Annotated in this window: 26 protein-coding genes; 25 read left to right on the top strand and 1 reads right to left on the bottom strand. The window is 47.1% G+C overall.

Going from position 1 to position 23058, the window contains the following annotated elements; all coding sequences use genetic code 11:
- The first annotated feature begins 257 nt into the window (after positions 1-257).
- The gene (gene efp / locus NST33_RS20520) at positions 258-815 is read left to right on the top strand and encodes an elongation factor P (RefSeq protein WP_017687580.1); all 558 of its coding nucleotides are present in this window, start codon (positions 258-260) and stop codon (positions 813-815) included.
- A 190-nt stretch (positions 816-1005) separates the two neighbouring features.
- Positions 1006-2259: an aspartate kinase gene (locus NST33_RS20515; protein WP_047843625.1), complete on the top strand. Its 1254-nt coding sequence runs from the start codon at positions 1006-1008 to the stop codon at positions 2257-2259.
- Between the two features lie 87 nt (positions 2260-2346).
- On the opposite strand, the gene NST33_RS20510 is transcribed toward NST33_RS20515, so the two are convergent.
- Positions 2347-3096 (bottom strand): 2-phosphosulfolactate phosphatase, encoded by a 750-nt coding sequence (locus NST33_RS20510; RefSeq protein WP_221822140.1) that lies wholly within the window; start codon positions 3094-3096, stop codon positions 2347-2349.
- A gap of 264 nt (positions 3097-3360) precedes the next feature.
- Between NST33_RS20510 and spoIIIAA the strand changes: the two genes are divergently transcribed.
- The 23 genes from spoIIIAA (at position 3361) to recN (ending at position 22951) form a co-directional block, all read left to right on the top strand.
- Positions 3361-4365, top strand: a complete 1005-nt coding sequence (spoIIIAA, locus tag NST33_RS20505; RefSeq protein ID WP_036674989.1) for a stage III sporulation protein AA — start codon at positions 3361-3363, stop codon at positions 4363-4365.
- Positions 4358-4876 (top strand): stage III sporulation protein SpoIIIAB, encoded by a 519-nt coding sequence (spoIIIAB, locus tag NST33_RS20500; RefSeq protein WP_221822136.1) that lies wholly within the window; start codon positions 4358-4360, stop codon positions 4874-4876. The genes spoIIIAA and spoIIIAB overlap by 8 nt, the downstream gene beginning before the upstream one ends.
- 29 nt (positions 4877-4905) lie before the next feature.
- The gene (gene spoIIIAC / locus NST33_RS20495) at positions 4906-5109 is read left to right on the top strand and encodes a stage III sporulation protein AC (protein WP_017687585.1); all 204 of its coding nucleotides are present in this window, start codon (positions 4906-4908) and stop codon (positions 5107-5109) included.
- 32 nt (positions 5110-5141) lie between these two features.
- Positions 5142-5531 carry a stage III sporulation protein AD gene (gene spoIIIAD / locus NST33_RS20490; RefSeq protein ID WP_017687586.1) on the top strand — a complete coding sequence of 130 codons (390 nt, stop codon included), beginning with the start codon at positions 5142-5144 and terminating at the stop codon, positions 5529-5531.
- A 20-nt stretch (positions 5532-5551) separates the two neighbouring features.
- Positions 5552-6742 (top strand): stage III sporulation protein AE, encoded by a 1191-nt coding sequence (spoIIIAE, locus tag NST33_RS20485; protein WP_036614387.1) that lies wholly within the window; start codon positions 5552-5554, stop codon positions 6740-6742.
- A gap of 31 nt (positions 6743-6773) precedes the next feature.
- Positions 6774-7604 (top strand): stage III sporulation protein AF, encoded by an 831-nt coding sequence (spoIIIAF, locus tag NST33_RS20480; protein ID WP_339304866.1) that lies wholly within the window; start codon positions 6774-6776, stop codon positions 7602-7604.
- Between the two features lie 15 nt (positions 7605-7619).
- The gene (spoIIIAG, locus tag NST33_RS20475; RefSeq protein ID WP_221822130.1) at positions 7620-8258 is read left to right on the top strand and encodes a stage III sporulation protein AG; all 639 of its coding nucleotides are present in this window, start codon (positions 7620-7622) and stop codon (positions 8256-8258) included.
- Positions 8259-8324: 66 nt separating this feature from the next.
- Positions 8325-9155 carry a SpoIIIAH-like family protein gene (locus NST33_RS20470; RefSeq protein WP_221822122.1) on the top strand — a complete coding sequence of 277 codons (831 nt, stop codon included), beginning with the start codon at positions 8325-8327 and terminating at the stop codon, positions 9153-9155.
- A gap of 140 nt (positions 9156-9295) precedes the next feature.
- Positions 9296-9760: an acetyl-CoA carboxylase biotin carboxyl carrier protein gene (accB, locus tag NST33_RS20465; protein WP_221822234.1), complete on the top strand. Its 465-nt coding sequence runs from the start codon at positions 9296-9298 to the stop codon at positions 9758-9760.
- 55 nt (positions 9761-9815) lie between these two features.
- Positions 9816-11159 carry an acetyl-CoA carboxylase biotin carboxylase subunit gene (accC, locus tag NST33_RS20460; protein WP_036614375.1) on the top strand — a complete coding sequence of 448 codons (1344 nt, stop codon included), beginning with the start codon at positions 9816-9818 and terminating at the stop codon, positions 11157-11159.
- 217 nt (positions 11160-11376) lie between these two features.
- Positions 11377-11787 (top strand): Asp23/Gls24 family envelope stress response protein, encoded by a 411-nt coding sequence (locus NST33_RS20455; protein WP_017687593.1) that lies wholly within the window; start codon positions 11377-11379, stop codon positions 11785-11787.
- A 146-nt stretch (positions 11788-11933) separates the two neighbouring features.
- Positions 11934-12473 (top strand): alkaline shock response membrane anchor protein AmaP, encoded by a 540-nt coding sequence (gene amaP / locus NST33_RS20450; protein WP_017687594.1) that lies wholly within the window; start codon positions 11934-11936, stop codon positions 12471-12473.
- Positions 12474-12487: 14 nt separating this feature from the next.
- Entirely contained in the window at positions 12488-12721 is a 234-nt protein-coding gene (locus tag NST33_RS20445) for a DUF2273 domain-containing protein (RefSeq protein WP_339304863.1), read from the top strand.
- A 222-nt stretch (positions 12722-12943) separates the two neighbouring features.
- A complete protein-coding gene (gene nusB / locus NST33_RS20440) occupies positions 12944-13396 on the top strand; it encodes a transcription antitermination factor NusB (RefSeq protein WP_017687596.1) in 453 nt (150 codons plus the stop codon).
- A 61-nt stretch (positions 13397-13457) separates the two neighbouring features.
- A complete protein-coding gene (folD, locus tag NST33_RS20435; RefSeq protein WP_017687597.1) occupies positions 13458-14315 on the top strand; it encodes a bifunctional methylenetetrahydrofolate dehydrogenase/methenyltetrahydrofolate cyclohydrolase FolD in 858 nt (285 codons plus the stop codon).
- Between the two features lie 10 nt (positions 14316-14325).
- Entirely contained in the window at positions 14326-15690 is a 1365-nt protein-coding gene (gene xseA, locus NST33_RS20430) for an exodeoxyribonuclease VII large subunit (protein WP_339304861.1), read from the top strand.
- Positions 15680-15937: an exodeoxyribonuclease VII small subunit gene (gene xseB, locus NST33_RS20425; protein WP_017687599.1), complete on the top strand. Its 258-nt coding sequence runs from the start codon at positions 15680-15682 to the stop codon at positions 15935-15937. Before xseA ends, xseB begins: the two co-directional genes overlap by 11 nt.
- The gene (locus NST33_RS20420) at positions 15912-16835 is read left to right on the top strand and encodes a polyprenyl synthetase family protein (RefSeq protein WP_339304859.1); all 924 of its coding nucleotides are present in this window, start codon (positions 15912-15914) and stop codon (positions 16833-16835) included. The genes xseB and NST33_RS20420 overlap by 26 nt, the downstream gene beginning before the upstream one ends.
- 282 nt (positions 16836-17117) lie before the next feature.
- Positions 17118-19025 (top strand): 1-deoxy-D-xylulose-5-phosphate synthase, encoded by a 1908-nt coding sequence (gene dxs / locus NST33_RS20415; RefSeq protein WP_339304857.1) that lies wholly within the window; start codon positions 17118-17120, stop codon positions 19023-19025.
- Between the two features lie 22 nt (positions 19026-19047).
- Positions 19048-19893 carry a TlyA family RNA methyltransferase gene (locus tag NST33_RS20410; RefSeq protein WP_339304855.1) on the top strand — a complete coding sequence of 282 codons (846 nt, stop codon included), beginning with the start codon at positions 19048-19050 and terminating at the stop codon, positions 19891-19893.
- 84 nt (positions 19894-19977) lie between these two features.
- Positions 19978-20463, top strand: coding sequence for a hypothetical protein (locus NST33_RS20405; protein WP_339177624.1), 486 nt, complete (start codon positions 19978-19980; stop codon positions 20461-20463).
- Between the two features lie 84 nt (positions 20464-20547).
- Positions 20548-20997, top strand: coding sequence for a transcriptional regulator ArgR (gene argR / locus NST33_RS20400; RefSeq protein WP_017687604.1), 450 nt, complete (start codon positions 20548-20550; stop codon positions 20995-20997).
- Positions 20998-21232: 235 nt separating this feature from the next.
- Positions 21233-22951, top strand: coding sequence for a DNA repair protein RecN (gene recN, locus NST33_RS20395; protein ID WP_076215806.1), 1719 nt, complete (start codon positions 21233-21235; stop codon positions 22949-22951).
- The last annotated feature ends 107 nt before the right edge of the window (positions 22952-23058 follow it).

Genomic DNA, 23058 nt, shown 5'->3' with positions numbered 1-23058 from the left:
GATTGTTATGGACCATTGCAAAAGCAGTGAAGGGAGCGGAATCGATTCTGAAGAAGCGAAGCGCTCGCCTTTGTCTCCTCATTTTAAACCTTATTAAAATCTAGTCGGGAAAATGAGGAGACAACAGCGATCGGAGGAACGATCCGAACCCGTAACGGTCACATCGCACATGGTCATCAATTCAGAATAAACCCACCATTACATTAACCTATCGTCTTATATCACCTACTTTTTAACCATATCAGGAGGGATTTTTTGTGATTTCAGTAAACGATTTTAAAACAGGCTTGACCGTGCAAGTAGATAACGATATCTATACCGTGCTTGATTTCCAACACGTTAAACCAGGTAAAGGCGCTGCCTTCGTACGTTCCAAATTGAAAAACCTGCGTAACGGAAACACCGTTGAAAAAACATTCCGTGCAGGCGAAACGATTGGTCGTGCCATCATCGAAAATCGTGGCGTATCCTACCTGTATGCAAGCGGTACAGAGCACACTTTCATGGATAACGAAACATATGATCAGTTCACATTGACTAGTGATCAACTGGAATGGGAATTGAACTTCCTGAAAGAAAACATGGTCGTTAAGATTGTTAGCTACCAAGGTGAAATCCTCGGAATCGACTTGCCAACAAGCGTTGAGTTGAAAGTCATCGAGACTGAGCCAAGCGTTAAAGGTAACACTGCACAAGGCGCTACCAAAAATGCAAAAGTGGAAACAGGTTTGAACGTACAGGTTCCTTTGTTCATTAACGAAGGTGACGTTCTCCTGATTGACACACGTGAAGGTAAATACTCTTCCCGGGCGTAACTTTCACAAGCTGTAAGCTAATAAACGGTATTAACAACCCTCTGCCATTCCTTTGGCAGAGGGTTTTTTCGAAAAAAGATTAGCCTATCAGGCGCTTTCGTAATATACTGGGTTAAAGTCATTTCTCGTAGAGAATAATGACGATGGACATTAATTATGCATACTGCACAAGGTAGGGAGTGGATTTGCGTTGTCATTGTACGTCATGAAATTTGGGGGCAGCTCGGTCGGAGATACAGAACGCATGAAGCGTGTAGCCGGACGTGTTGTAGAAAAAGCTGATGAAGGACATCGGTGTGTAGTTGTGGTTTCGGCCATGGGGGATACAACAGATGATTTGATTGATCAGGCAAAACAACTGAATAGTGATCTGCCTGCTCGTGAGATGGATATGCTCTTAACGACAGGAGAACAGATTTCGATCTCCTTATTATCGATGGCTATTCAAGCGCTTGGACGTAAGGCAGTATCGTTTACGGGCTGGCAAGCGGGATTCCGCACAGAGCCGGTTCACGGAAAAGCACGTATTCATGATATTCAACCTGACCGTGTGAATGCAGCACTTGCCGAGGGCAACATTGTTATTGTTGCAGGCTTCCAGGGCATGACGGAAGACGGCGAGATCACAACGCTGGGTCGTGGTGGTTCGGATACAACAGCTGTAGCGCTGGCGGCAGCCATTAAGGCTGATGCGTGTGAGATCTATACGGATGTAGACGGAATCTATTCTACGGACCCGCGGATCGTTAAGGTTGCGCGCAAGCTGAAGGAAATATCCTATGACGAAATGCTGGAACTTGCTAATTTGGGAGCAGCGGTGCTGCATCCGCGTGCAGTAGAGTACGCGAAGCATTCCGGTGTACCTTTAATTGTAAGATCCAGCTTTAACCATAATGAAGGAACGGTTGTGAAGGAGGAAGCAGCAATGGAACAAGGCGTAGTGGTTAGTGGTATTGCCTATGACAAAAATGTGGCTCGCATCAGTATTCTGGGTGTGCCGGATGTACCAGGAGTTCTGGCCGAAGTATTTGGTGCGCTTGCATCCAATCAGCTGGATGTGGACATTATCGTTCAGAGCGGTGTGATGGATGGCAAAGCGGACTTCTCTTTCTCTGTGGCGCTGTCTGATCGTGAGAACGCATTACGTGTCATTGAAGGCCTTCATAGCCGTTTGCCTTACCGTGAAGTCACATCAGAGGAGAACCTCGTTAAAATCTCCATTGTTGGCGCAGGCATGGTCAGTCATCCTGGTGTAGCTGCGAAGATGTTCAAAGTCATTTCCGCTGAAGGCGTGAGTATCAAGATGGTGAGCACTTCCGAGATCAAAGTATCTTGTGTTATTGACGGAGATAAGCTGCATGACGTCATTAAGGCATTGCATACAGCATATGATCTCGACACTGCGGAGCAAGCCGTTATCGGTGGACCTCAAGATCGCAGATAAGTATTTGCTATGTATGTAAATTAGCAAAGGTGTACTGTTGCCAACGGGCAGCAGTACACCTTTTTTTTGTTTTTCTCATGGCAATTCTCACATCAACTTGAACATCTTTCCGCCGCGTATGCCTCTATAAGGTTGCATGAGGTTCCCCTCCCCCATCTCGGGAACACAATCCAGCAAGTTTAATTGAGAACAATATGAAATGTCATGAACTCTGCCTAACTTTTCAAGCCTACGCCCGCTAACAGATCCCTGCACCAGCTCCGGGATCCTCTCTTGACATTGGGATACCGCCTGATGAAGTACTATGCCGAGATCGTTTAGTTGGATGGGAGAACAGGATTGACGGTGCAGTTCGTCGATGATACATCCAGCACACAAGGCGTCCTCCAGTGCAAATTCATCCTGATTCCCCGCACATAACAGCAATACATCTCGTTGAAGTTGGCAGAGAACTGCTGCGACAGCCCTGACATTGAGAAATGATCCAGCTAGTACATGTTTCGCCTTAGAAGCTTTAATCAAGGCTCGGGTTCCATCGGTTGTGGTCAGGATGATCGTTTTATCTGCAATGTCCTCAGTCATATATTCATAGGGGGAGTTACCCACCTCGAATCCGGTGATTTTTTTGTCAAAACGCTCCCCACCTCGAATGCAATCTTTCACTTCCATTTGTTTGGCTTGTGGAACGGTCTCTACGGCAATCACAGCCGAAGCGTCATACGCCAGAGCCGTAACAATTGTACTGGTCGTACACAATACATCAATGACAACTGCACTTCGCCCTGCAATATCAATAGTACGTACTTCATTCACATTGCCAACGACATCAACTCGCACTCCCCACAACTCCTTTCTTTATCTGGGGATTGGTAGTTCTGTTTTGAACCGAAATGGAACTTACCTATCTCCAATTACTATATGCATGCACATCTAGACGGGTGCCTAGAACAGAAGGTGCATCTATGGTTTCAAACTCTCAACCGTATTCTGAAGAATTGATAGATTTCAGCGTCATAAATTAAATGTACAGGCATAAACTTGAGATATGAACAAGCGCCAGAAGTGTGAACCAAATGATCTCAAGGTTGGAGGAGCCTACTCATGAAGGTGAACTGGAGGGAACTTTTTCCGGAACCGATCCGAACCATTCTTGGAAGAATGCCACCCGCTCTATTGGAACAAGTGGAGGAAGTACGTATTCGTGAAGGCAGACCCCTGGAGATTAATGCAGGCAACACATACCACTTCCTGACACCTCAAGGTTGTCCGACCGGGAATCCTGAAGAAGCGTATGTTCCTCAGAAAGAAGTGACGCACAGGTTGCTGGATCTGATCAGTAACCATTCACTTTATACATTGGAAGAGGAACTGCGTAAAGGGTTCATCACCATACCTGGGGGACATCGAATCGGGCTTGCTGGACGAACGGTGCTAAGCGGTGGGCGTGTCGAATACCTGCGTGACATTAACGGGTTTAACGTTCGGGTAGCCCGTGAGGTACATGGAGTGGCTGATCGTATCCTTCCTTATCTTCTCGATATGAAGAGCGGACAGGTCCTGCACACGTTGATCCTATCACCACCACAACAAGGGAAAACGACGTTGCTACGAGATCTGGCGAGACAAATTAGCAGTGGTACAAAGCTTACAGGGGGAACTGAACTGGTTCAGGGAATACGTCCGCGTCTGAAAGTGGGCATTGTGGATGAAAGGTCCGAAATCGCTGGTAGCTACAAAGGAGTACCTGGCTTCGACGTAGGTCCCCGAACAGATGTGATGGACGGTTGTCCGAAGGCTGAGGGCATGATGATGATGCTTCGCTCCATGTCACCCGATGTCCTGATTGTGGACGAGATTGGTCGTCCGGAGGATGCCGAGGCGGTGATGGAAGCCCTGCATGCAGGAGTCTCAGTGATTGCGACTGCGCATGGCCGTGACCTATCAGAGCTGTCGGCCAGACCCGCCCTCAGAACCTTGATTACGGAGCAGATGTTTCAACGTTATGTCCAACTGCAACGGACGAGCCGGGGCATGACCTTTCGGCTGGCTGATGGCAAAATGCGTGGGTTGCAGCAGACCGGGGCAGGAGGTGAAGCCTTTGGTTAACATGTTTGGTGCGGTAATTATTCTGTTAGCCAGCACCCTCGCCGGTTTTTACAAGGCCAGACAGTATGCATTAAGACCGAGACAGTTGCGAGAACTCATTGCAGCCCTCCAGCGATTAATGACGGAGATTAACTATGGGCTCACTCCACTTCCTGATGCCATGGGCAAGATGGGAGCACAGACCAAAGAACCTGTAAAGACGCTGTTCCTTCATGCAGCTTCTCAGATGGAACCTCCTCATGGACTCACTGCCCGGGAAAGTCTGCAGTCAGGCGTAGATCTGGCGTGGGGAAGATCGGCCATGAAGGCTGACGAGAAGGAAGTGATGCTGCAATTAAGCTTCAGCCTTGGCACAAGTGACCGTCAGGATCAGACCAAACATATATCGTTAGCCATTCAACAACTAATGCATGAGGAATCCCGCGCCCAGGCCGATCAAATGAAATATGAACGAATGAGCCGAAGCCTCGGGATGCTTGTCGGAGCGTTAATCGTCATTCTGATCTTCTGAAATAGCCGGGATAGTGAGGTGCCAAGGTCATGAATCTAGAAGTGAACGCAATCTTTCAAATTGCGGGTATCGGAATCATCATTGCCATGATTCACACGGTACTGAAACAAATGGGAAAGGAAGATATGGCTCACTGGGTGACCGTAATCGGATTTGTCGTTGTATTGTTCATGGTGGTCCGTATGCTGGACAGCCTGCTACAAGAGATCAAATCGATATTTCTTTTTCAATGAAAAACGGTCATAAAGCCGGATGGTGGTGACCTGTGGAAATTATTCAAGTTGTAGGTTTGGCGCTCATCGCAACCGTGCTCATTCTGGTCATTAAGGAACAGAAACCGATGTTTGCTTTTCTGATTGCTGCCGCGACTGGCATTGTCATCTTCATGTTGTTGATTGGCAAAATCGGTGCAGTCATCGAAGTGTTGAAGCGACTTGCCGAGAATTCAGGCATGGAAAGCATTTATCTGAAAACAGTGCTGAAAATTATTGGCATAGCGTACATCGCTGAATTTGGCGCGCAGATTGTCAGGGATGCAGGCCAGGAAAGCATTGCGTCCAAGATCGAACTGGCTGGTAAGGTACTGATCCTTGTACTTGCTATACCGATCATCAGCATTATTATCGAAACCGTCATGAAGCTGATGCCGGTGTAGAAAGGGCGTGCGGACTTCATATGAAATCAATGCATCATAAGCCGCAGTGGCGCCTTACGGTTGTACTGATGCTCTGTTTTCTGTTTGGTATCCTGGGACAGGTTACTGCAACCTCGCCTTCCGGTGAGTGGATGGAGCAGCAGGCCGATCAGCTTCCCAAGGATCAGGTGGAGAAATACTGGGATCAACTGATGCAACAATACGGTGGTTTCTTCCCGGATGGGAAGACCCCTTCCTTCATGGATATGTTAATCCCCGGCAATGAAGGGTTCAGCCTGAAATCGGTGTTTGTGGCGATCGGAACCTTCATGCTGCATGAAATTTTATATAATGGCAAACTTCTGGTCACGATTGTGATGTTAAGTGTACTCAGCATGATTCTGGAGACGCTTCAGACCGCATTTGAGAAAAATAATATTAGCAAAATCGCCTATTCCATCTGTTATATGGTCATCATCATCATTGCAATTAACAGCTTCAGTGTGGCGATTGGATACGCCAAGGATGCCATAACTGGCATGATCAACTTCATGATGGCCATGGTTCCGTTGTTATTCACACTGCTTGCGTCCATGGGTAATGTCATCACCGTCTCGGTGACACATCCACTCATCATTTTCATGATTCATCTGGTGAGTACGTTGATTCACTTGCTGGTATTCCCGTTACTCTTCTTCTCGGCTGTACTGCATCTCGTCAGTTCATTGTCTGACAAGTACAAGCTGACACAGCTGGCAGACCTCCTGCGCAATATTAGTGTGGCACTGCTGGGTATCCTGCTGACGATGTTTTTGGGTGTAATCTCGGTGCAGGGAGCATCGGGATCGGTAGCGGATGGGGTCAGCCTGAAGGCCGCCAAATACATCGCAGGAAACTTTGTCCCTGTCGTGGGCAGAACATTTGCGGATGCGACGGATACGGTAATTACAGCTTCTTTACTTGTCAAAAATGCAATTGGACTCACCGGGGTGATCATCATTTTGTTTCTATGTGCTTTTCCGGCACTCAAAATCCTGGCTCTTGCCTTGATATACAACGTAACTGGTGCCATTATGCAACCGCTAGGAGACACCCCGATTGTAGGATGCCTCCAGGCCATCGGCAAGAGCATGATCTACGTATTTGCGGCGCTCGCAGCCGTCGGGCTGATGTTTTTCCTGGCCATTACCATCCTGCTGACCGCGGGAAATCTGACTGTCATGATGCGCTGAATGTATGTTGGCAAGAAAGGGGATGGAAAGGATGGGGTGGCTGAGCAACTGGCTCCAGGAATTGATTATGATCGTTCTGCTGGCGACCTTTGTGGATATGCTGTTGCCCAATCGATCCATGGAACGTTATGTCAAGCTTGTGCTGAGCCTTCTCATCCTGCTGACCCTTTTATCACCCATAACCAAGCTGCTCAAAAGTGATCCGGTTGGCGAACTGAAACGGGCAATGTCGGCAATGGATGCTCCAGCGGATGGAAATGCAACACTCGAACAGATATTAGCTCAGGGCAAGCGGCTGCAATCCAATGAACAGGAACAATCCTTACAATGGACAGCTAAAGAACTGGCTAATGTCATGAAAGGCCAGATTGAAGAAACAACAGGAGCCAAGGTGCGGTCCGTAGAGGTACAGCTGACCATGAGTAAATATGAAACTCAGATGGAAGCTGCCTCATCAGTCGAACTGCCTGTAATCCAGCGTGTATTGGTCGAGATGGCCGGAGAGGGTGCAGGAGGAGAAGTGAAGGCAGGGCAGCAAGAAATCGCTGCAAATACACAACCCATATTTGGTACAAACACAGAATCCGAGAAGGATGAAACACATCAAATACAGCAGCCCATCCAGATCGGTCAGATTGAAGTGCCTGATGTACAGATTGATGTGAGTAGAGGGCAACGTGATGAAAATGAAGTGTCTTCGGAGCCTGTTATACGTGATCAGGCAGATGAGACGAAGCAGCAAGGTGAGACATCCACACGGTCCGAGCATGCGGTGCAGATTATTACATTGTTGACTGAAAAGTGGGATGTTGATGCGAACAACGTTCAAGTGACAGAACCCAAAAGTGCTGAAGTGCTCTGAGAAGGAGGGTGTCCGATGAAACAATGGTTCAAAAAGATGGAAACCTGGATGGGTGGCGGAGAGGGTGGGGCGAGGCGAAGTCAAACCTTCCGCTGGCTGATTATCCTGGGTTTGATCGGGGTGGGAATCATGCTGTTCAATTCCTTCGTCAATGTCAAAAAAATTGATTCCGAAAATATCGGTCGGGAACCACCGGACCCGGCAACATCCATGGCATCCATACAGAGTGATCCGTCAGAACAGAATCCTTTTCAGGCAATCGAAATTGCATTTGAAGACAAAATCAAAGGTGTGCTGGAAAACATTGTTGGTGTGGGAACGGTTGATGTGATGGTTACCGTGGATTCCACAGAAGAATTGGTCGTTCAGCGGAACGTGAAGGATTCTCAGCAACTTACCGAAGAAACGGATGCTAACGGGGGCAAACGACATATGACGCAATATACCCGTGATGGCGAGATTATTACGTACGAAATATCAGGGGATCAGACACCTATAGTGACCAAAAAGCTCAAACCGCAGATTCGTGGGGTGCTTGTGGTTGCGAGGGGTGCAGAGAACAAGGTTGTGAAGGACCTGATAACCGATGCTGTGGAAAAAGGACTGAATGTGGCAGCCTACCGGATCTCGGTTGTACCGCGCAAACAAGACTAATCTGATGTGTTGAATCACAAGATTCAATTCTCATAAGATTGAAGCCAATTTGAGGAGGAAGTTCTAATGAATAACAAACGTCAAACGGTATGGCTCGTTTCCATGCTGAGTCTGATGGTCATTTTGTCCGCGTATTATCTGTTCACTGAGGATTCCGGTCCAGTCAACGCGCCGGTGGCTGACAGTCAGCAAGTGGATGGAATCAAGCAAGGGGAAGCCAAGGAGACGGCAGGCATTCTTGATCCTACAGAAGGTTTGGTTGTGAATGAAGTGGTGAATAGCGGCGAAGTTGAAAGTGATCCAAATGCGGCTGGCGCTGTGGAAGAACCGGCGGCTACGGAAGGTAAAGAAGCTGGAAATGCAGAGAAAACACCTGCTGTCGAACCAGGCGAGAATAAGGGTGAGGCAGGCAAAGAAACCAACAAAGAGACCGACAAAGGCGCAACAACTACACCCGAGACAGACGGTCAGGCAGGCGGCACCGCTACCAAGACAGATGAGGAAGTCCTCAAGGAAATGGAAGAGCAGAATACGACAGCATCTGCAAGCAGCCAGTTCCAGAACTACCAGTGGCAACGTGAGGAAAGCAACAATCGCAAGTATGAGGAACTGATGACCGTGGCAGGTGATCTGAGCAAAACGCCAGAGGAGAATGCCAAAGCAACGGAGCAACTCCGTACACTGGAAGAAAAAGAAGCTAAAATCACTGGCATTGAGGAGACGCTCTCTCAACAGTTCGCTAATGCGATCGTTCAAGAAGATTCCGACAAGTATAAAGTTGTGGTCCTCAGTGACAAACTGGATGTAAAACAGGCGGTATCCATTGTGGATCTGGTGATGAAAGAATTGGCGGTTTCACAGAACAAAATCAGTGTGCAATACGTCACAGAACAGTAATCCAAAATGATGGAAATGCAGTCCCGGGAGCTGGTTGTACTCTCGGGCTCTTTCCATTTTTAATGATTATGATATAATACATAAAGCCATATGACCGTCCTAGTGAGACTGGCATGATGCCGAAGGAGTGAATAATGGAAATGTTTAAATTGAGTGAGATCAAAGAACTGATTAAACTGGTAGATGAAAGTTCCGTTCAAGAGTTGGAAATTGAAAATGAAGGATCACGGTTATCAATCCGCAAACCGGGCAAAACGGAGTATGTTCAAGCAGCTGCTGTGCAACCGCAAATGATTGCTGCTCCGCAAGTACAGCCGGCCGCAGTGGTAAGTGAAGCTGCACCGCAGGTCGATACTACAAGTCATTTACATAAAATTGTATCTCCGATGGTAGGTACTTTTTACAGAGCTTCCTCGCCGGAAGTGGGTCCTTTTGTGAGCGCTGGTGATAAAGTTGTTGAGAAAACAACGGTATGTATCATCGAAGCTATGAAGCTGATGAACGAGCTTGATGCGGACATCAAGGGAGAAATCGTTGAAGTGCTGGTTGAGAACGGACAGCTGGTCGAGTATGGGCAGCCCCTTTTCCTGGTGAAACCGGAATAACCGTTATAGCTGGTTAACAGCTAACCGCATGAGCTTCGAAGGAGGACAAAACGAAATGAAATTTCAAAAAATACTGATTGCGAACCGTGGAGAGATTGCGGTACGTATTATTCGTGCCTGCCGTGAAATCGGCATCTCAACGGTAGCCGTCTATTCGGAAGCGGACAAGGATTCTCTGCATGTTCGTCTTGCAGATGAGGCTTATTGTATCGGACCGACACTGTCTAAGGACAGTTACCTCAACTTCACAAACCTGATGAGTGTAGCTACGCTGACGGAATGTGATGCAATCCATCCTGGATACGGTTTTTTGGCGGAAAATGCTGATTTTGCAGAAATTTGTGAGTCTTGCAATATTACGTTTATTGGACCTTCTCCTGAAGCCATCACCAAAATGGGTGACAAGGCTGTTGCCAAACAGACGATGAAAGATGCAGGTGTACCTGTTATTCCTGGATCAGACGGCCTTGTTGAAAATATGGATGAAGCCATCATGATTGCTAGAGATATCGGATATCCTATCATTATCAAAGCTACTGCTGGTGGCGGAGGTAAGGGAATCCGTATTGCCGAAGATGAAGAAACGCTGATTAAGCAGATTACCGCTGCTCAGCAGGAAGCACAAAAGGCATTTGGCAATGCAGGTGTATATCTGGAGAAATTCCTGACAGGCATGAAACACGTGGAAATTCAGATCATCGCTGATAAACACGGAAATGCAGCACATCTGGGAGAGCGTGATTGCTCGGTTCAGCGTCGTCGCCAGAAATTGGTAGAGGAAGCGCCGTGTCCGATTCTCTCCGAAGATGTGCGTACATTGATGGGTGAAGCTGCGGTACGGGCTGCCCTTGCTGTGGATTACTCGGGAGCGGGTACATTGGAGTTCCTGCTCAGCCCGAACGGCGAGTTCTATTTCATGGAGATGAATACGCGTATTCAGGTAGAGCACCCGGTAACTGAGATGGTTACTGGCGTGGATCTGATCCGTGAGATGATCTCGGTAGCTGAAGGCAACCCACTTTCATTCCGTCAGGAAGACGTGGTTATCAATGGCTGGTCCATTGAATGTCGTATCAATGCAGAAGATCCGGACCGTAACTTTATGCCATCCCCAGGCAAAATCGGATTCTACCTTGCACCGGGAGGACCTGGTGTTCGTGTAGATAGTGCTGCTTATCCGGGTTATACCATTTCACCTTTCTATGACTCCATGATCGCAAAATTGATCGTGTGGGGAGCGAATCGTGAAGAGGCGATTGCCAAGATGAAGCGTGCGCTTGGGGAATTTGCGATTGAAGGCATATCCACAACCATTCCTTTCCATCAGAAATTGCTGGAGCACCCAACGTTCATTCGTGGTGACTTTGATATCAAATTTCTTGAGGAAAACGAGATTTAAAAGGTATATTGGGCTTGTTTGTCATAATGTAGCCCAAATGATATAGTATGAATAATAAGAGCGCATGTCTCCTGCAAAGGATAAGCCCGCACCTCGCGGATGTTTGCAGGAGTTCCGGTAAAGCCGGACCGGAAGGGTTCTGAAGGTTGATTAACCTGAGTCCAGCGCCCTGACGGATGGCCGCAAACTTATCTCGCGAAAGGTGTGTTGAACAGTTATGAGTACACTACCGACTGAATTTGAACGAACGGATATCGGTGAAATCCAGATCGCACCTGAAGTTATTGAAGTGATTGCTGGATTGGCGACCCTTGAAGTGAAAGGTGTTGCAGGCATGAGTGGCGGATTCGCTGGCGGATTTGCTGAATTGCTTGGTCGCAAAAACCTTTCCAAAGGCGTTAAAGTTGAAGTGGGCCAACGTGAAGCGGCAGTTGATGTTTCCGTAATTATCGAGTACGGATACCGTCTGCCACAAGTAGCTACGGAGATTCAACAGAACGTGAAACGTTCCATCGAGAACATGACAGGATTGAATGTGAATGAAGTGAATGTGCACATTCATGACGTTCAGTTCAAGAGCACCGAGAAAGTGGAAGAGATCGACCTGAACAGTCAGCGCGTAAAATAAAAGAAGACAGATTCCCCCGGCATCATCTGCCGGGGGTTATCCCGTCTTGGACAGGTCTTCATTATAGCGAAAGCTAGATGAGGATCTGATTTTTTGCTAGTGAACTGGTTAAGTAATGTTAGTGAGCAAGGGAGGCTGTGCAGTTCGTGGCTAAAATACTGGATCGGCTTCTGTTGTTTATATACAGCATAAGCGTTGGAGCAATATCGGCAGCCGTCATTCTTCTGATTAGCGGTGTGCTGCCTTACGAATTGAATTACCAGCAGGAACAAAACGTTATTGTTGCGTCTGTTATTGCAGCAGCGATTTTGTTTATCCTGAGTTTGCGATTTTTCTACATCTCGGTTCGACGTGAGCGTGCATCGTTGCCGTCTGTAGATCAACGTACTGAGTTTGGTGATGTACAGATTTCGATGGAGACGATTGAGAATCTCTGTTTGAAGGCAACTTCCCGTTTCCGGGGAGTACGTGATGTCAAGGCACGCATACGCGTGGTTGAGTCAGGACTGGAGATTATGATCCGTGCGGTAGTGGATGGTGAGACACCTATTCCTGCGCTGACTTCTGATCTGCAAAAGGCGATACATGATCATGTACAAGAGATTACGGGCATTCCGGTTTCTTTTGTCACGGTGTATATCGCTAATGTAACCCAGTCGCCTAACTACAAGAGTCGAGTGGAATGAGGTGAGTTTCACTGATGCTGTGGAAAGAGATTTGGGATAGTCACAGAGGCCGAATTACCGGAATTATCGGCGGCATCTTTTTTGGATTTCTTTATGTATGGATCGGTTTTTGGGATATGTTGTTCTTTGCACTCTTGGTGTTCATCGGTTATACATTAGGCAGACGAAGCGATTCAAAGCTGGGTTCGTTCATTCCCTGGAGGGAGTGGGGACAATGGCTTGGCGATCGCTGGCGTCCGTTTAAGTGACCTACCTGAACCCTGCAATATGTTTCTTCCGAAAATAGAGCTGTAATTTAGGTTGCCCGTTTTTTGGAGGAAACGTATTGCAGGTTTTTTTGTGAAAAGGGATAACAATAACAATACCATGGAAGCCATTGATTCAACCGATACTGGATTTGATGAGATGGATGCATGGATTATAAAATAAGCATGATGACGCTCCAGACGGAGCGCTGCAGGAGGCAGGACATGAAAAGACGTTTGGCAAGGGAAATTGCAGTACAAAGTCTGTATCAGATGGAAATGAATGAGGTGGGTGCAGCAGAAGCTGTAAACATGTTAATCAATGAAGCTGCTGAAGATAATGAAACTGAAGTAGTTATCCGCGATGCAGATGTAATGCGTACTTATGTTACTGAGATTGTACAAGGAGCCTGGAACAATAAGGAAGCCATTGACGGGCTGCTTGTTGATTATTTGAAAGGTTGGCAGATTAGCCGTCTGTCACGTGTAGATCGCCAGATTCTACGACTGTCTACGTATGAAATGGTGTTTCGTGATGACATTCCGGCAAAAGTATCTGTCAATGAAGCAATTGAGCTGTCCAAATATTTTGGTACAGAAGAATCCGGTAAGTTCGTCAATGGCGTACTTGGACGCATGATTCAGGAAGTTGACGCGATTAAAGCAAAATTATCTTAAGTTATGATTAACTATTTGAACAACCTCTAAATTTATATTCACATAAGGGAGAGAGAGTACAATGACAGCATCTATTATTAACGGTAAAGAAGTATCCCAAGAGATCCGCGCAAGCATGACAACAGAAGTAAAACAGCTTAGCGAACAGGGGGTAGTACCTGGTCTGGCTGTTGTGCTCGTCGGGGAAGATCCGGCATCCCAAGTATATGTGCGTAATAAAGAAAAAGCATGTCACGACCTCGGTTTCTACTCTGAAGTGCATCGCTTGGATGCAGACACGTCCCAAGAAGATCTGCTTGCGCTGGTGGACAAGCTGAACAATCAACAATCCATTAACGGAATTTTGGTTCAACTCCCATTACCGAAACATATCGAAGAGAAAGCGGTCATTGATGCAATTGCCGTGGATAAAGACGTAGACGGATTCCACCCAGTCAATGTTGGTAATCTTGTTATTGGAGACGATAGTCTGCTTCCATGTACCCCTGCGGGTGTAATTGAGCTGATCAAACGTACTGGGCTGGAAATGTCCGGTAAACATGCAGTGGTCATCGGAAGAAGCAATATTGTCGGCAAACCGGTATCGCTGTTACTGCAACGTGAGAATGCGACGGTAACCATGTGTCATTCCCGTACAGCCAACATGAAAGAAATTACGCGTCAGGCGGATATTTTGGTTGTAGCCATCGGCCGTGCTAATTTTGTGGATGCTGATTTTGTGAAACCGGGTGCTGTTGTTATTGATGTCGGCATGAACCGTTTGGAGAATGGCAAACTGGCAGGAGACGTTGATTTCGAGAGCGTGAAAGAAGTTTCTGGTCCAATTACACCCGTTCCTGGTGGTGTTGGTCCGATGACAATCACAATGCTGATGCAAAATACATTGATCGCTGCCAAGCGCGCTCACGGATTGGCCTAGGGTTTTGTCTGTGGCAGATCAAAAGATATACTCCATCAAAGACCTGAACCGATACATCCGGATGAAACTGGAATCGGATCAGGTTCTGTCGGACGTCTGGCTGCGCGGGGAGATTTCGAATTTCACGCATCACTCCAGCGGCCATATGTATTTTACATTGAAGGACAAGGACAGCCGAATCAAGTCAATTATGTTTGCGTCCCATAACCAGCGATTACCTTTTGTACCGAAGGAGGGTGCAAGGGTTATTGCCCGTGGTAATGTCTCGGTATATGAACGGGATGGGCAGTATCAATTCTACGCTACCCATATGCAGCCGGACGGAATTGGAAGTCTGTATCTGGCTTACGAACAGCTCAAGAAAAAGCTCGAGGGTGAAGGGTTATTTTCACCTTCGCGAAAAAGACAGATCCCTCGTTATCCACAGACCATCGGGGTTGTAACTTCACCGACGGGAGCGGCGGTACGAGACATCATGATCACACTTCAGCGTAGATACCCTTCTGCCAAAGTTGTTTTGTATCCTGTTCTGGTACAAGGCAAAGGTGCAGCACCTTCCATTGTCAAAGCAATTGCCAACTTGAACCGGATGGGAGAAGCTGACGTACTTATCGTTGGACGCGGAGGCGGTTCACTGGAGGAGTTGTGGGCCTTTAATGAGGAGATTGTGGCAAGAGCAATAGTTGCTTCGGATATTCCTGTCATTTCTGCGGTTGGGCATGAAACGGACTTCACTATTGCTGATTTTGCAGCCGATTTGCGTGCGGCTACACCTACAGCAGCTGCTGAATTAGCTGTACCTAATCGAGCTGAGTTGCTTGATCAGATCGGACAACGGCAGCGTCAGTTACAGCTTAGCTTGCGTCAGCGTGCTGTACATAATCGTGAACGGCTCGCAAGATTACAGCGTTCGCCAGTACTGGTGCATCCAAGACGTACCTTGATGCAGCATACGGAACGTCTGGATATGATGCACCAACGGCTTTTGAGAACAGTGGATACGCGTATGAAATGGACAGGAGAGAAACAGGAGCGTCTGCGGGCAGCACTGCAACGATTCAATCCTCGTGAGCAGGTCAATGCAGCACGCCGTGAGAATGCGGCAGCACGCAGACAACTTGAACTTGCGATCAGGTCTATAACCAGGTCGAAGCAGCAACAGTGGAAATCATCTGTGCGGCATCTGGATGCGCTTAGCCCGCTTAAAGTCATGTCACGGGGATACAGCCTTGTCTATGACGAGCAAGAACAGCGATTGATCAAGTCAACGAAGGATGTACAGCCTGGAGATTCAATTAAGATTAAATTAACAGACGGGCAGCTGGACTGTCAGGTTTGGGGAATGAAGGAGGACGACAATACCCATGGCGAATGAACCGGAATTGAATTTTGAAGAGGCAATGGCGGCATTGGAAGACATCGTAGGTCAGCTGGAACATGGTGATGTTCCGTTGGAACAGGCCATCGATCTGTTTCAGCGCGGGATGAAACTTTCGCAACTTTGCGGTCTGAAGCTGGAACAAGTGGAACGCAAGATCGAAATGATCGTAGAAGAAGATGGAGAGCTTCGCAAGAAGCCTTTCGGAACTGCTGACGATGAGAGCGGTGAAGTCCATGAGTAATCGTCCTTCGTTTCAAGCATACCTCGAAGAGGTCACAGCTGAGGTGACAGAAGCGTTGAAACATACGCTTCCCGCTCACTGGGATGTACCCCAATCGCTGACGGATGCGATGCAGTACTCACTCATGGCCGGAGGCAAACGCCTTCGTCCTCTTCTGGTCGTTGCTGCGGCGGAAGCCTTCGGTGCACAGCGTACAGCTGCAATGCCGGTAGCCTGCGCCGTGGAGATGGTTCATACGTATTCACTGATCCACGACGACCTGCCTGCTATGGATAATGATGATTACCGTAGAGGGAAATTAACGAATCACAAGGTATATGGTGAGGCAACCGCCATATTGGCAGGGGATGCGCTGTTAACCCATGCTTTTTATAGCATTGTTCAAGCTGGACGCCGTAGTGGTGTGGCGGCAGATGCGTTGCTGTCCATCGTAGAGGACATGTCCGAACTTGCTGGAGCAAGAGGGATGGTCGGCGGTCAAGTTGCAGATATGGAAGGCGAGCAGGGCATGACTGATCTTGCACAGCTCCAATATATTCATTTGCACAAAACGGGTGACCTGATTGTTTTCTCACTCATTGCTGGAGCACGAATCGGTGGAGCAACGGAAGGACAATTGGAAGCACTGCGTGTGTTTGGACGTGATCTGGGGCTGGCGTTCCAGATTCAGGATGATATTCTCGATCTGACGGGCGACGAGCAGAAGATGGGCAAAAAAACACAGAGCGATGTGAATCAGCAGAAGGTAACGTATCCTTATTTTATTGGCATGGAGGCTTCTGTAGAGGAAGTGAAATCCCTTACCCAATCTGCAAAAGATGCACTTGAAAGAGCCGAGTTACCTGATTCATCCAGATTGCTGGAAATTGCAGATTATCTGATGAGTCGTGACCATTAGATTCTGACGGAGCGGTCTGTTTCAAAATCTATGTAACCGTGTAATGAATGTAATGTCCTTTTTCCGAGTAGATGTAAAGAGCTGTTCCGAGTGGATGCGTGAATACATATGGAGAAGAATTTTAAATAACTTACTGGCGAGAATGCTCGTTATCGGGAGTATAGTGCAGTAAATTATGATTCTTGTTCTTTTATGTTATAATGATTTAATGTCATTTGATTCATAATGTATATATCGATTTACAACAATAACTAAACAATCTAGGAAAGCGGGGAGATTCTCGTGCTGCTTCCACAAATTAAACAACCCAGTGATCTAAAGTCGATGTCTCAGGATGATCTTGCCCTTTTGTCGGCAGAGATCCGGCAGTTTCTGATTGAGAAGCTGTCTGTTACAGGTGGGCATCTCGCACCCAACTTAGGCGTGGTTGAGCTCACGGTAGCCCTGCATTACTGCTATAACAGTCCAGCAGACAAAATGATTTTTGATGTAGGGCATCAGGCTTATGTGCATAAAGTCCTGACAGGGCGTATGGATCGTTTTGATACATTGCGTCAACATAACGGCCTGTGCGGGTTTGTCAAACGCAACGAAAGTGAACATGATGTATGGGAAGCTGGACACAGCAGTACTTCATTGTCCGCTGCGATGGGGATGGCTCTTGCACGTGATCTGAAGGGTGAGAACAACCAAGTTATCGCGATGATTGGTGATGGAGCGCTTACAGGTGGTATGGCTTTTGAGGCCCTTAATCATATCGGTCATGAGCAGAGAAAACTGATGGTTATTCTGAATGATAATGAAATGTCCATTGCTCCAAACGTTGGGGCCATGCATAAATATTTGAGCAAGATTCGTTCGGATCGTCATTATCTGAAAGCAAAAGATGATGTCGAGGGGATGCTTAAAAAAATTCCTGCTATTGGGGACCGTTTGGCCAAATCGGCAAGCTGGATCAAAGATAGTGTCAAATATATGATGGTACCAGGTGTTCTTTTCGAAGAACTGGGCTTCACGTATTTGGGACCGATTGATGGGCACGATATTCCCAAATTGATTGAAACCTTCAAACAGGCAGATAACGTTGATGGTCCTGTGCTCGTTCACGTGCTTACGACCAAAGGCAAAGGTTATCAGCCAGCAGAAGCTGATTCGCACAAGTGGCACGGGATTTCTCCGTACAAAATTGAATCTGGGCAAGTGCTGAAGGCAGTCGGAAAACCGATGTACACGGAAGTGTTTGGTCAAACACTAATTGATCTTGCGAAGCAGGATAAGCGGGTCGTAGCTGTAACGCCAGCAATGCCTACAGGATCAGGTCTCATCCCTTTTAGTAAGGAATTCCCTGACCGCATGATTGACGTAGGGATCGCAGAACAGCATGCGGCAACCATGTGTGCTGCACTGGCTATGGAAGGTTTGAAGCCGGTCTTTGCCGTGTATTCTACGTTTATGCAACGTGCATATGATCAGATCGTACATGATATTTGCCGACATAACGCTAACGTGATGTTTGCCATTGACCGTGCCGGGTTTGTTGGTCCGGATGGGGAAACACATCAAGGGGTATATGATGTGGCATTTATGCGCCATATTCCAAATATCGTTCTGATGATGCCAAAAGACGAAAATGAATTGCGTCACATGATGAAAACGGCGCTTGATTATAATGAAGGTCCAATTGCTTACCGTTATCCGCGAAACAATGTAGTTGGTGTACCTCTGGATGATGTACTTGTTCCGATTTCGATCGGATCATGGGAGCAACTGCGTCCATCCGAAGGATATGCTGTCATCGCTTCAGGGTCGATGGTACAGCTTGCAGAAGAAGCAGCAGAGATGGTGAAGCGGGAAGGGATTACAGCAGGCGTAATCAACGCTCGCTTCCTCAAACCTCTGGATGAGCAAATGCTGCGTGACCTAGCTGTTCGAGGCATCAAATTGATTATACTTGAAGAAGCATCCCAAGCAGGTAGCATGGGAAGTGCGGTTCTGGAATTCTACGCAGAACAGGGACTGCATGACGTACATGTGCAACTGATGGGGATTCCGGATCGTTTCATCGAGCATGGCAGTATTAAGGAACAACGTGAGGAAGTGGGTCTTACCGTTGAAAATGTATGTGCTGAACTGCGCAAGATGGCTGTTCAATCATCTTACGGCATACCCAAAACACGTTTTCCTTCGTAAATTTACATGATAGGAGACAGACATGTCACTCCCGAAAGAACGAATTGATGTTCTGCTGGTTGAGCAGGGCTATTATGAAAGTCGTGAGAAGGCAAAAGCTGCAATCATGGCTGGACTGGTATATGCCAATAATGAGCCAATCGAAAAGGCGGGCATGAAAATTCCAAGGGAAGCCGAGCTGAAAGTTAAAGGCTCGGTACATCCCTACGTCGGCAGAGGCGGATTGAAGCTCGAAAAAGCGATCCGTCATTTCGGCCTTGATATGAATGGACTTGTCATGCTCGACATTGGTTCATCCACCGGTGGATTTACGGATTGTGCACTTCAGCATGGCGCGTCTCACGTCTACGCTATTGATGTGGGGTATAATCAGCTCGACTGGTCTTTGCGTAATGATGAGCGGGTTACTGTTATGGAACGAACTAATTTTCGCTATGTGACTCCTGAAGATCTGGCGGGACCCGTGCCGAACTTTGCGAGCATTGATGTGTCGTTCATTTCACTGCGAATCATATTGCCGCCACTTCTGGCTCTTTTGAAACAACCTGCAGATATCGTTGCATTGATTAAACCTCAATTTGAGGCAGGGCGTGAAAAAGTAGGCAAGTCCGGTGTGGTACGTGATACGAAGGTACACAAGGATGTATTGCAGACGATGCTTCATTTTGCCAGTCAACTTGGTTTGCATCTGCAGAGTTTAACTTTTTCACCGATAACCGGTGGAGAAGGTAATATCGAATTTCTCGCACATTGGCGTCTGGAAGCACCAGAGGCAACACAACCAGAGATCGATCCAGCTTCACTTGACGCACTTGCAGAGCAAGTTGCGAAGGAAGCAGCTCATACATTTAAGGGAAACTCATCATAAGATGGGTTTCTTTTCGCTGGAAAGGTGATTCATGTAAAGGGAAATCGTTACTGAACCTCGAATATGTCTTCGAGGTGAGCGATAATGGATGGTCAATATGACACAATCGTTATAGGTGTACTTGCTGTCTGTTTGATCTTGTGGTTGTTCTTTGGCTTACGTAATTGGGTGAATCGACCGATGCCGGTAAGCTTGTCTGGAATGCAACTGAACGTGAAGATTCAGGATTCCCCGGCATTGGACTTGCTTGAAGCACAGGGTTACGAAGTCATTGGTGGCAAAATGAAAGTCCCTCTGGCTTTTGAGGCCAATGAATCCATTTATTACAGCAGATTATTCATTGATTATGTTGCAGAACGTGAGGATCTCAGATACCTGGTGAAAACGTCTCGTCGCAGACAGCCAATTGAAATGACCGGCCCTGCGCTAAGGGATCGCTTCCTCAATTATCTGTTGTTATATCCTGGCTGTGAAGGATTGCTGTATGTTGACGTGGAGGATTCCGATATTAAGTTAATCAGGCTCATGGACTATCAGGAAGATGTGTATGATGGGGATGATCTGGATTAATATAAAAGAATGAACATTGCAGGGCAAAGTCTGCGGCGAATTACAAATGCTGCTTTATTGCAATACATTTAACTGGAGGCATGTATGAAAGGACAAAGGCACATCAAGATTCGTGAAATCATTAGTCAAAATGAAATTGAGACCCAGGATGATCTGGTTGAAGCACTACGCAAATCAGGTTTTCAGGTGACTCAGGCGACGGTATCCCGGGATATCAAGGAACTTCTGTTAATCAAGATTCCAATGGATGACGGAAGATACAAATACTCTTTGCCAACAGATCAACGATATAATCCGATTCAAAAGTTGAAGCGTGCACTCGTTGACAACTTCTTGCACATTGATCACACAAACAATCTAGTTGTGATGAAATGTCTGCCAGGAACAGCCAACTCCATTGCAGCTTTACTTGATAATATTGAGTGGAATGAAGTCATGGGCACGATCTGTGGAGATGATACCATTCTGATTATCTGCCGGACTGAAGGTAACAGCGTGACCGTTATTGAACGCATCATGGGTTATATTGCTTAAAGTGCGTGTTCAAAAAGATCGATTTTCAGTACCGAGAAGATGGGATGAAGCTAGAAATGGAGTAGCGGAGCGTAGGAAAACTACGTGAGCAACGGACATTTCGGCTAATTTCCATATTCGATGCTGATGATGCCACCAGGCATCCTTCGTAATCAAAAGCGGACTTTTTGAACCTCTTGAATCAATGGTTCAAAAACATAATTTCTGAGTTAGTCATCCGGAGGTGTTTTTGCAGATGTTAGTTACGTTATCGATTCGAAATCTGGCTGTGGTCGAAGAAGTGGACGTTGTATTCCATCCGGGATTCCATGTACTTTCAGGGGAAACGGGTGCAGGAAAGTCGATTATTATAGATGCACTTGGCTTAATTGCTGGTGGACGAAGTTCAGCGGATCTGATCCGTTACGGTTGTGACAAGGCAGAGATGGAAGCCTTGTTCGAGATGGAGCAGAGTCATCCGGTATGGCAGACATTAGAGAAGCTGGGTATCCATTGTGAGCCTGAAGAGCATCTGGTCATTCGACGTGAACTGAACACACAGGGGAAGAGTACATCCCGCATTAATGGTCAATTGGTCAATCTCACCATGTTGCGGGAAGTAGGCGAGAAGCTGATCAATATTCATGGACAACATGAACATCAGAGTTTGCTGCGTGCAGAGAGCCATCTGGGGCTTCTCGATACTTATGGCTCGGAAGTGATCGGACCAGTCAAAGCGACGTATCAAGAGCGTTACAGCAAGTTTATCACGGCGGAAAAGGAACTTCGTGCGCTTCAGGAGTCCAGTCAGCGGGCATATCAACTCTTGGACATGTATCGCTTTCAGCTTGAGGAGATCGCAGCGGCAAGCCTTACACGAGGCGAGGATGAATTACTCGGGGAAGAACGGGTCAAACTATCCCATAGTGAGAAAATGATGGACAGTGTTGCTGGTGCATATGATCTGCTCAGTGGTCAACGCGGACTTGAAGCTGTGAGCATTGCCCTTTCAAGAATTGAAGACATTTCTGGATATGATAACAAAGGACTGCAACCAATCGTAGAACAGCTTCAATCTGCATTTTATCAATTGGAAGATGCGACATTTCAGTTAAGGGATTACCGGGAGAAGATTGAATTTAATCCGGCAAGGCTGGAAGAAGTGGAGCAAAGGCTGAATCTGATTTCTGGCCTCAGACGGAAATACGGGGACAGTGTTGAAGTTATTCTGAGTTATTATGAACAGATTAGCCATGAAACCGACCAACTGGAGAACAAGGACGAACGGCTGGAGAAATTGCGAGCTGAACGTGACAAAATGCTTAACCTTGTGATGGAGTCTGCTGAAGAACTCAGCAAGGTTCGCAAACAATGCGCCGAGGAACTTGCTGCACAGGTGGAAAGCGAGCTCAAGGATCTGCAAATGGAGCGGACAACACTGCGTGTTCAGATTACTCCTTTCGAAGATCCTAAGGGCATTGAATGGAATGGACGTCGTATTCGTCTGAATCGTCAGGGTGCGGACAATGCGGAATTCCTGATCTCACCGAACCCGGGCGAGCCATTACGACCACTTGGCAAGATTGCTTCAGGTGGTGAGTTGTCGAGAATGATGCTGGCGATGAAGAGTATCTTTGCGCGACATGACCGGATACCTGTGCTGATTTTTGATGAAGTTGATACAGGAGTTAGCGGTAGAGCAGCTCAATCCATTGCGGAAAAACTGTTCCGCTTGTCTTCGACTTGTCAGGTTTTCTCAATAACGCATTTACCACAAGTGGCCTGTATGGCAGATCATCAGTATCTCATTGAGAAACATGTCTACGATGGACGGACAATGACGCAGGTGGAATCGCTGTCAGACGAAGGCAGAGTGAAGGAATTGGCACGGATGCTGGGAGGCGTGGAAATTACAGAAAAAACACTGCATCACGCACAGGAAATGCTGAATTTGGCGGAAGCCAAAAAAGGGTGAAACGGACGGCTGGCGTAATGATTGACAGTAATAAAAGCCTGGGGGCGAGGTTATCTTAAAGGTACGCAATTGGCGACCACCTTTCGTCAAGCGAAAGAAGCAAAGGG

The sequence above is a fragment of the Paenibacillus sp. FSL L8-0435 genome, from assembly GCF_037965655.1.
Taxonomy (GTDB): Bacteria; Bacillota; Bacilli; order Paenibacillales; family Paenibacillaceae; genus Paenibacillus.
Note: the sequence above shows the minus strand (reverse complement) of the source record. Positions and strands in the feature narration are given on the sequence as shown.

Excerpts from the sequence above, each read along its gene's own strand:
- xseB (WP_017687599.1), top strand. The coding sequence starts at position 15,680 with ATGGCGAATGAACCGGAATTGAATTTTGAAGAGGCAATGGCGGCATTG.
- NST33_RS20410 (WP_339304855.1), top strand. The coding sequence starts at position 19,048 with ATGTCACTCCCGAAAGAACGAATTGATGTTCTGCTGGTTGAGCAGGGC.
- NST33_RS20455 (WP_017687593.1), top strand. The coding sequence starts at position 11,377 with ATGAGTACACTACCGACTGAATTTGAACGAACGGATATCGGTGAAATC.
- spoIIIAC (WP_017687585.1), top strand. The coding sequence starts at position 4,906 with ATGAATCTAGAAGTGAACGCAATCTTTCAAATTGCGGGTATCGGAATC.
- spoIIIAG (WP_221822130.1), top strand. The coding sequence starts at position 7,620 with ATGAAACAATGGTTCAAAAAGATGGAAACCTGGATGGGTGGCGGAGAG.
- folD (WP_017687597.1), top strand. The coding sequence starts at position 13,458 with ATGACAGCATCTATTATTAACGGTAAAGAAGTATCCCAAGAGATCCGC.
- NST33_RS20420 (WP_339304859.1), top strand. The coding sequence starts at position 15,912 with ATGAGAGCGGTGAAGTCCATGAGTAATCGTCCTTCGTTTCAAGCATAC.
- spoIIIAF (WP_339304866.1), top strand. The coding sequence starts at position 6,774 with ATGGGGTGGCTGAGCAACTGGCTCCAGGAATTGATTATGATCGTTCTG.
- spoIIIAA (WP_036674989.1), top strand. The coding sequence starts at position 3,361 with ATGAAGGTGAACTGGAGGGAACTTTTTCCGGAACCGATCCGAACCATT.
- accB (WP_221822234.1), top strand. The coding sequence starts at position 9,296 with ATGTTTAAATTGAGTGAGATCAAAGAACTGATTAAACTGGTAGATGAA.
- nusB (WP_017687596.1), top strand. The coding sequence starts at position 12,944 with ATGAAAAGACGTTTGGCAAGGGAAATTGCAGTACAAAGTCTGTATCAG.
- NST33_RS20445 (WP_339304863.1), top strand. The coding sequence starts at position 12,488 with ATGCTGTGGAAAGAGATTTGGGATAGTCACAGAGGCCGAATTACCGGA.
- argR (WP_017687604.1), top strand. The coding sequence starts at position 20,548 with ATGAAAGGACAAAGGCACATCAAGATTCGTGAAATCATTAGTCAAAAT.
- spoIIIAE (WP_036614387.1), top strand. The coding sequence starts at position 5,552 with ATGAAATCAATGCATCATAAGCCGCAGTGGCGCCTTACGGTTGTACTG.
- NST33_RS20405 (WP_339177624.1), top strand. The coding sequence starts at position 19,978 with ATGGATGGTCAATATGACACAATCGTTATAGGTGTACTTGCTGTCTGT.
- accC (WP_036614375.1), top strand. The coding sequence starts at position 9,816 with ATGAAATTTCAAAAAATACTGATTGCGAACCGTGGAGAGATTGCGGTA.
- recN (WP_076215806.1), top strand. The coding sequence starts at position 21,233 with ATGTTAGTTACGTTATCGATTCGAAATCTGGCTGTGGTCGAAGAAGTG.
- NST33_RS20470 (WP_221822122.1), top strand. The coding sequence starts at position 8,325 with ATGAATAACAAACGTCAAACGGTATGGCTCGTTTCCATGCTGAGTCTG.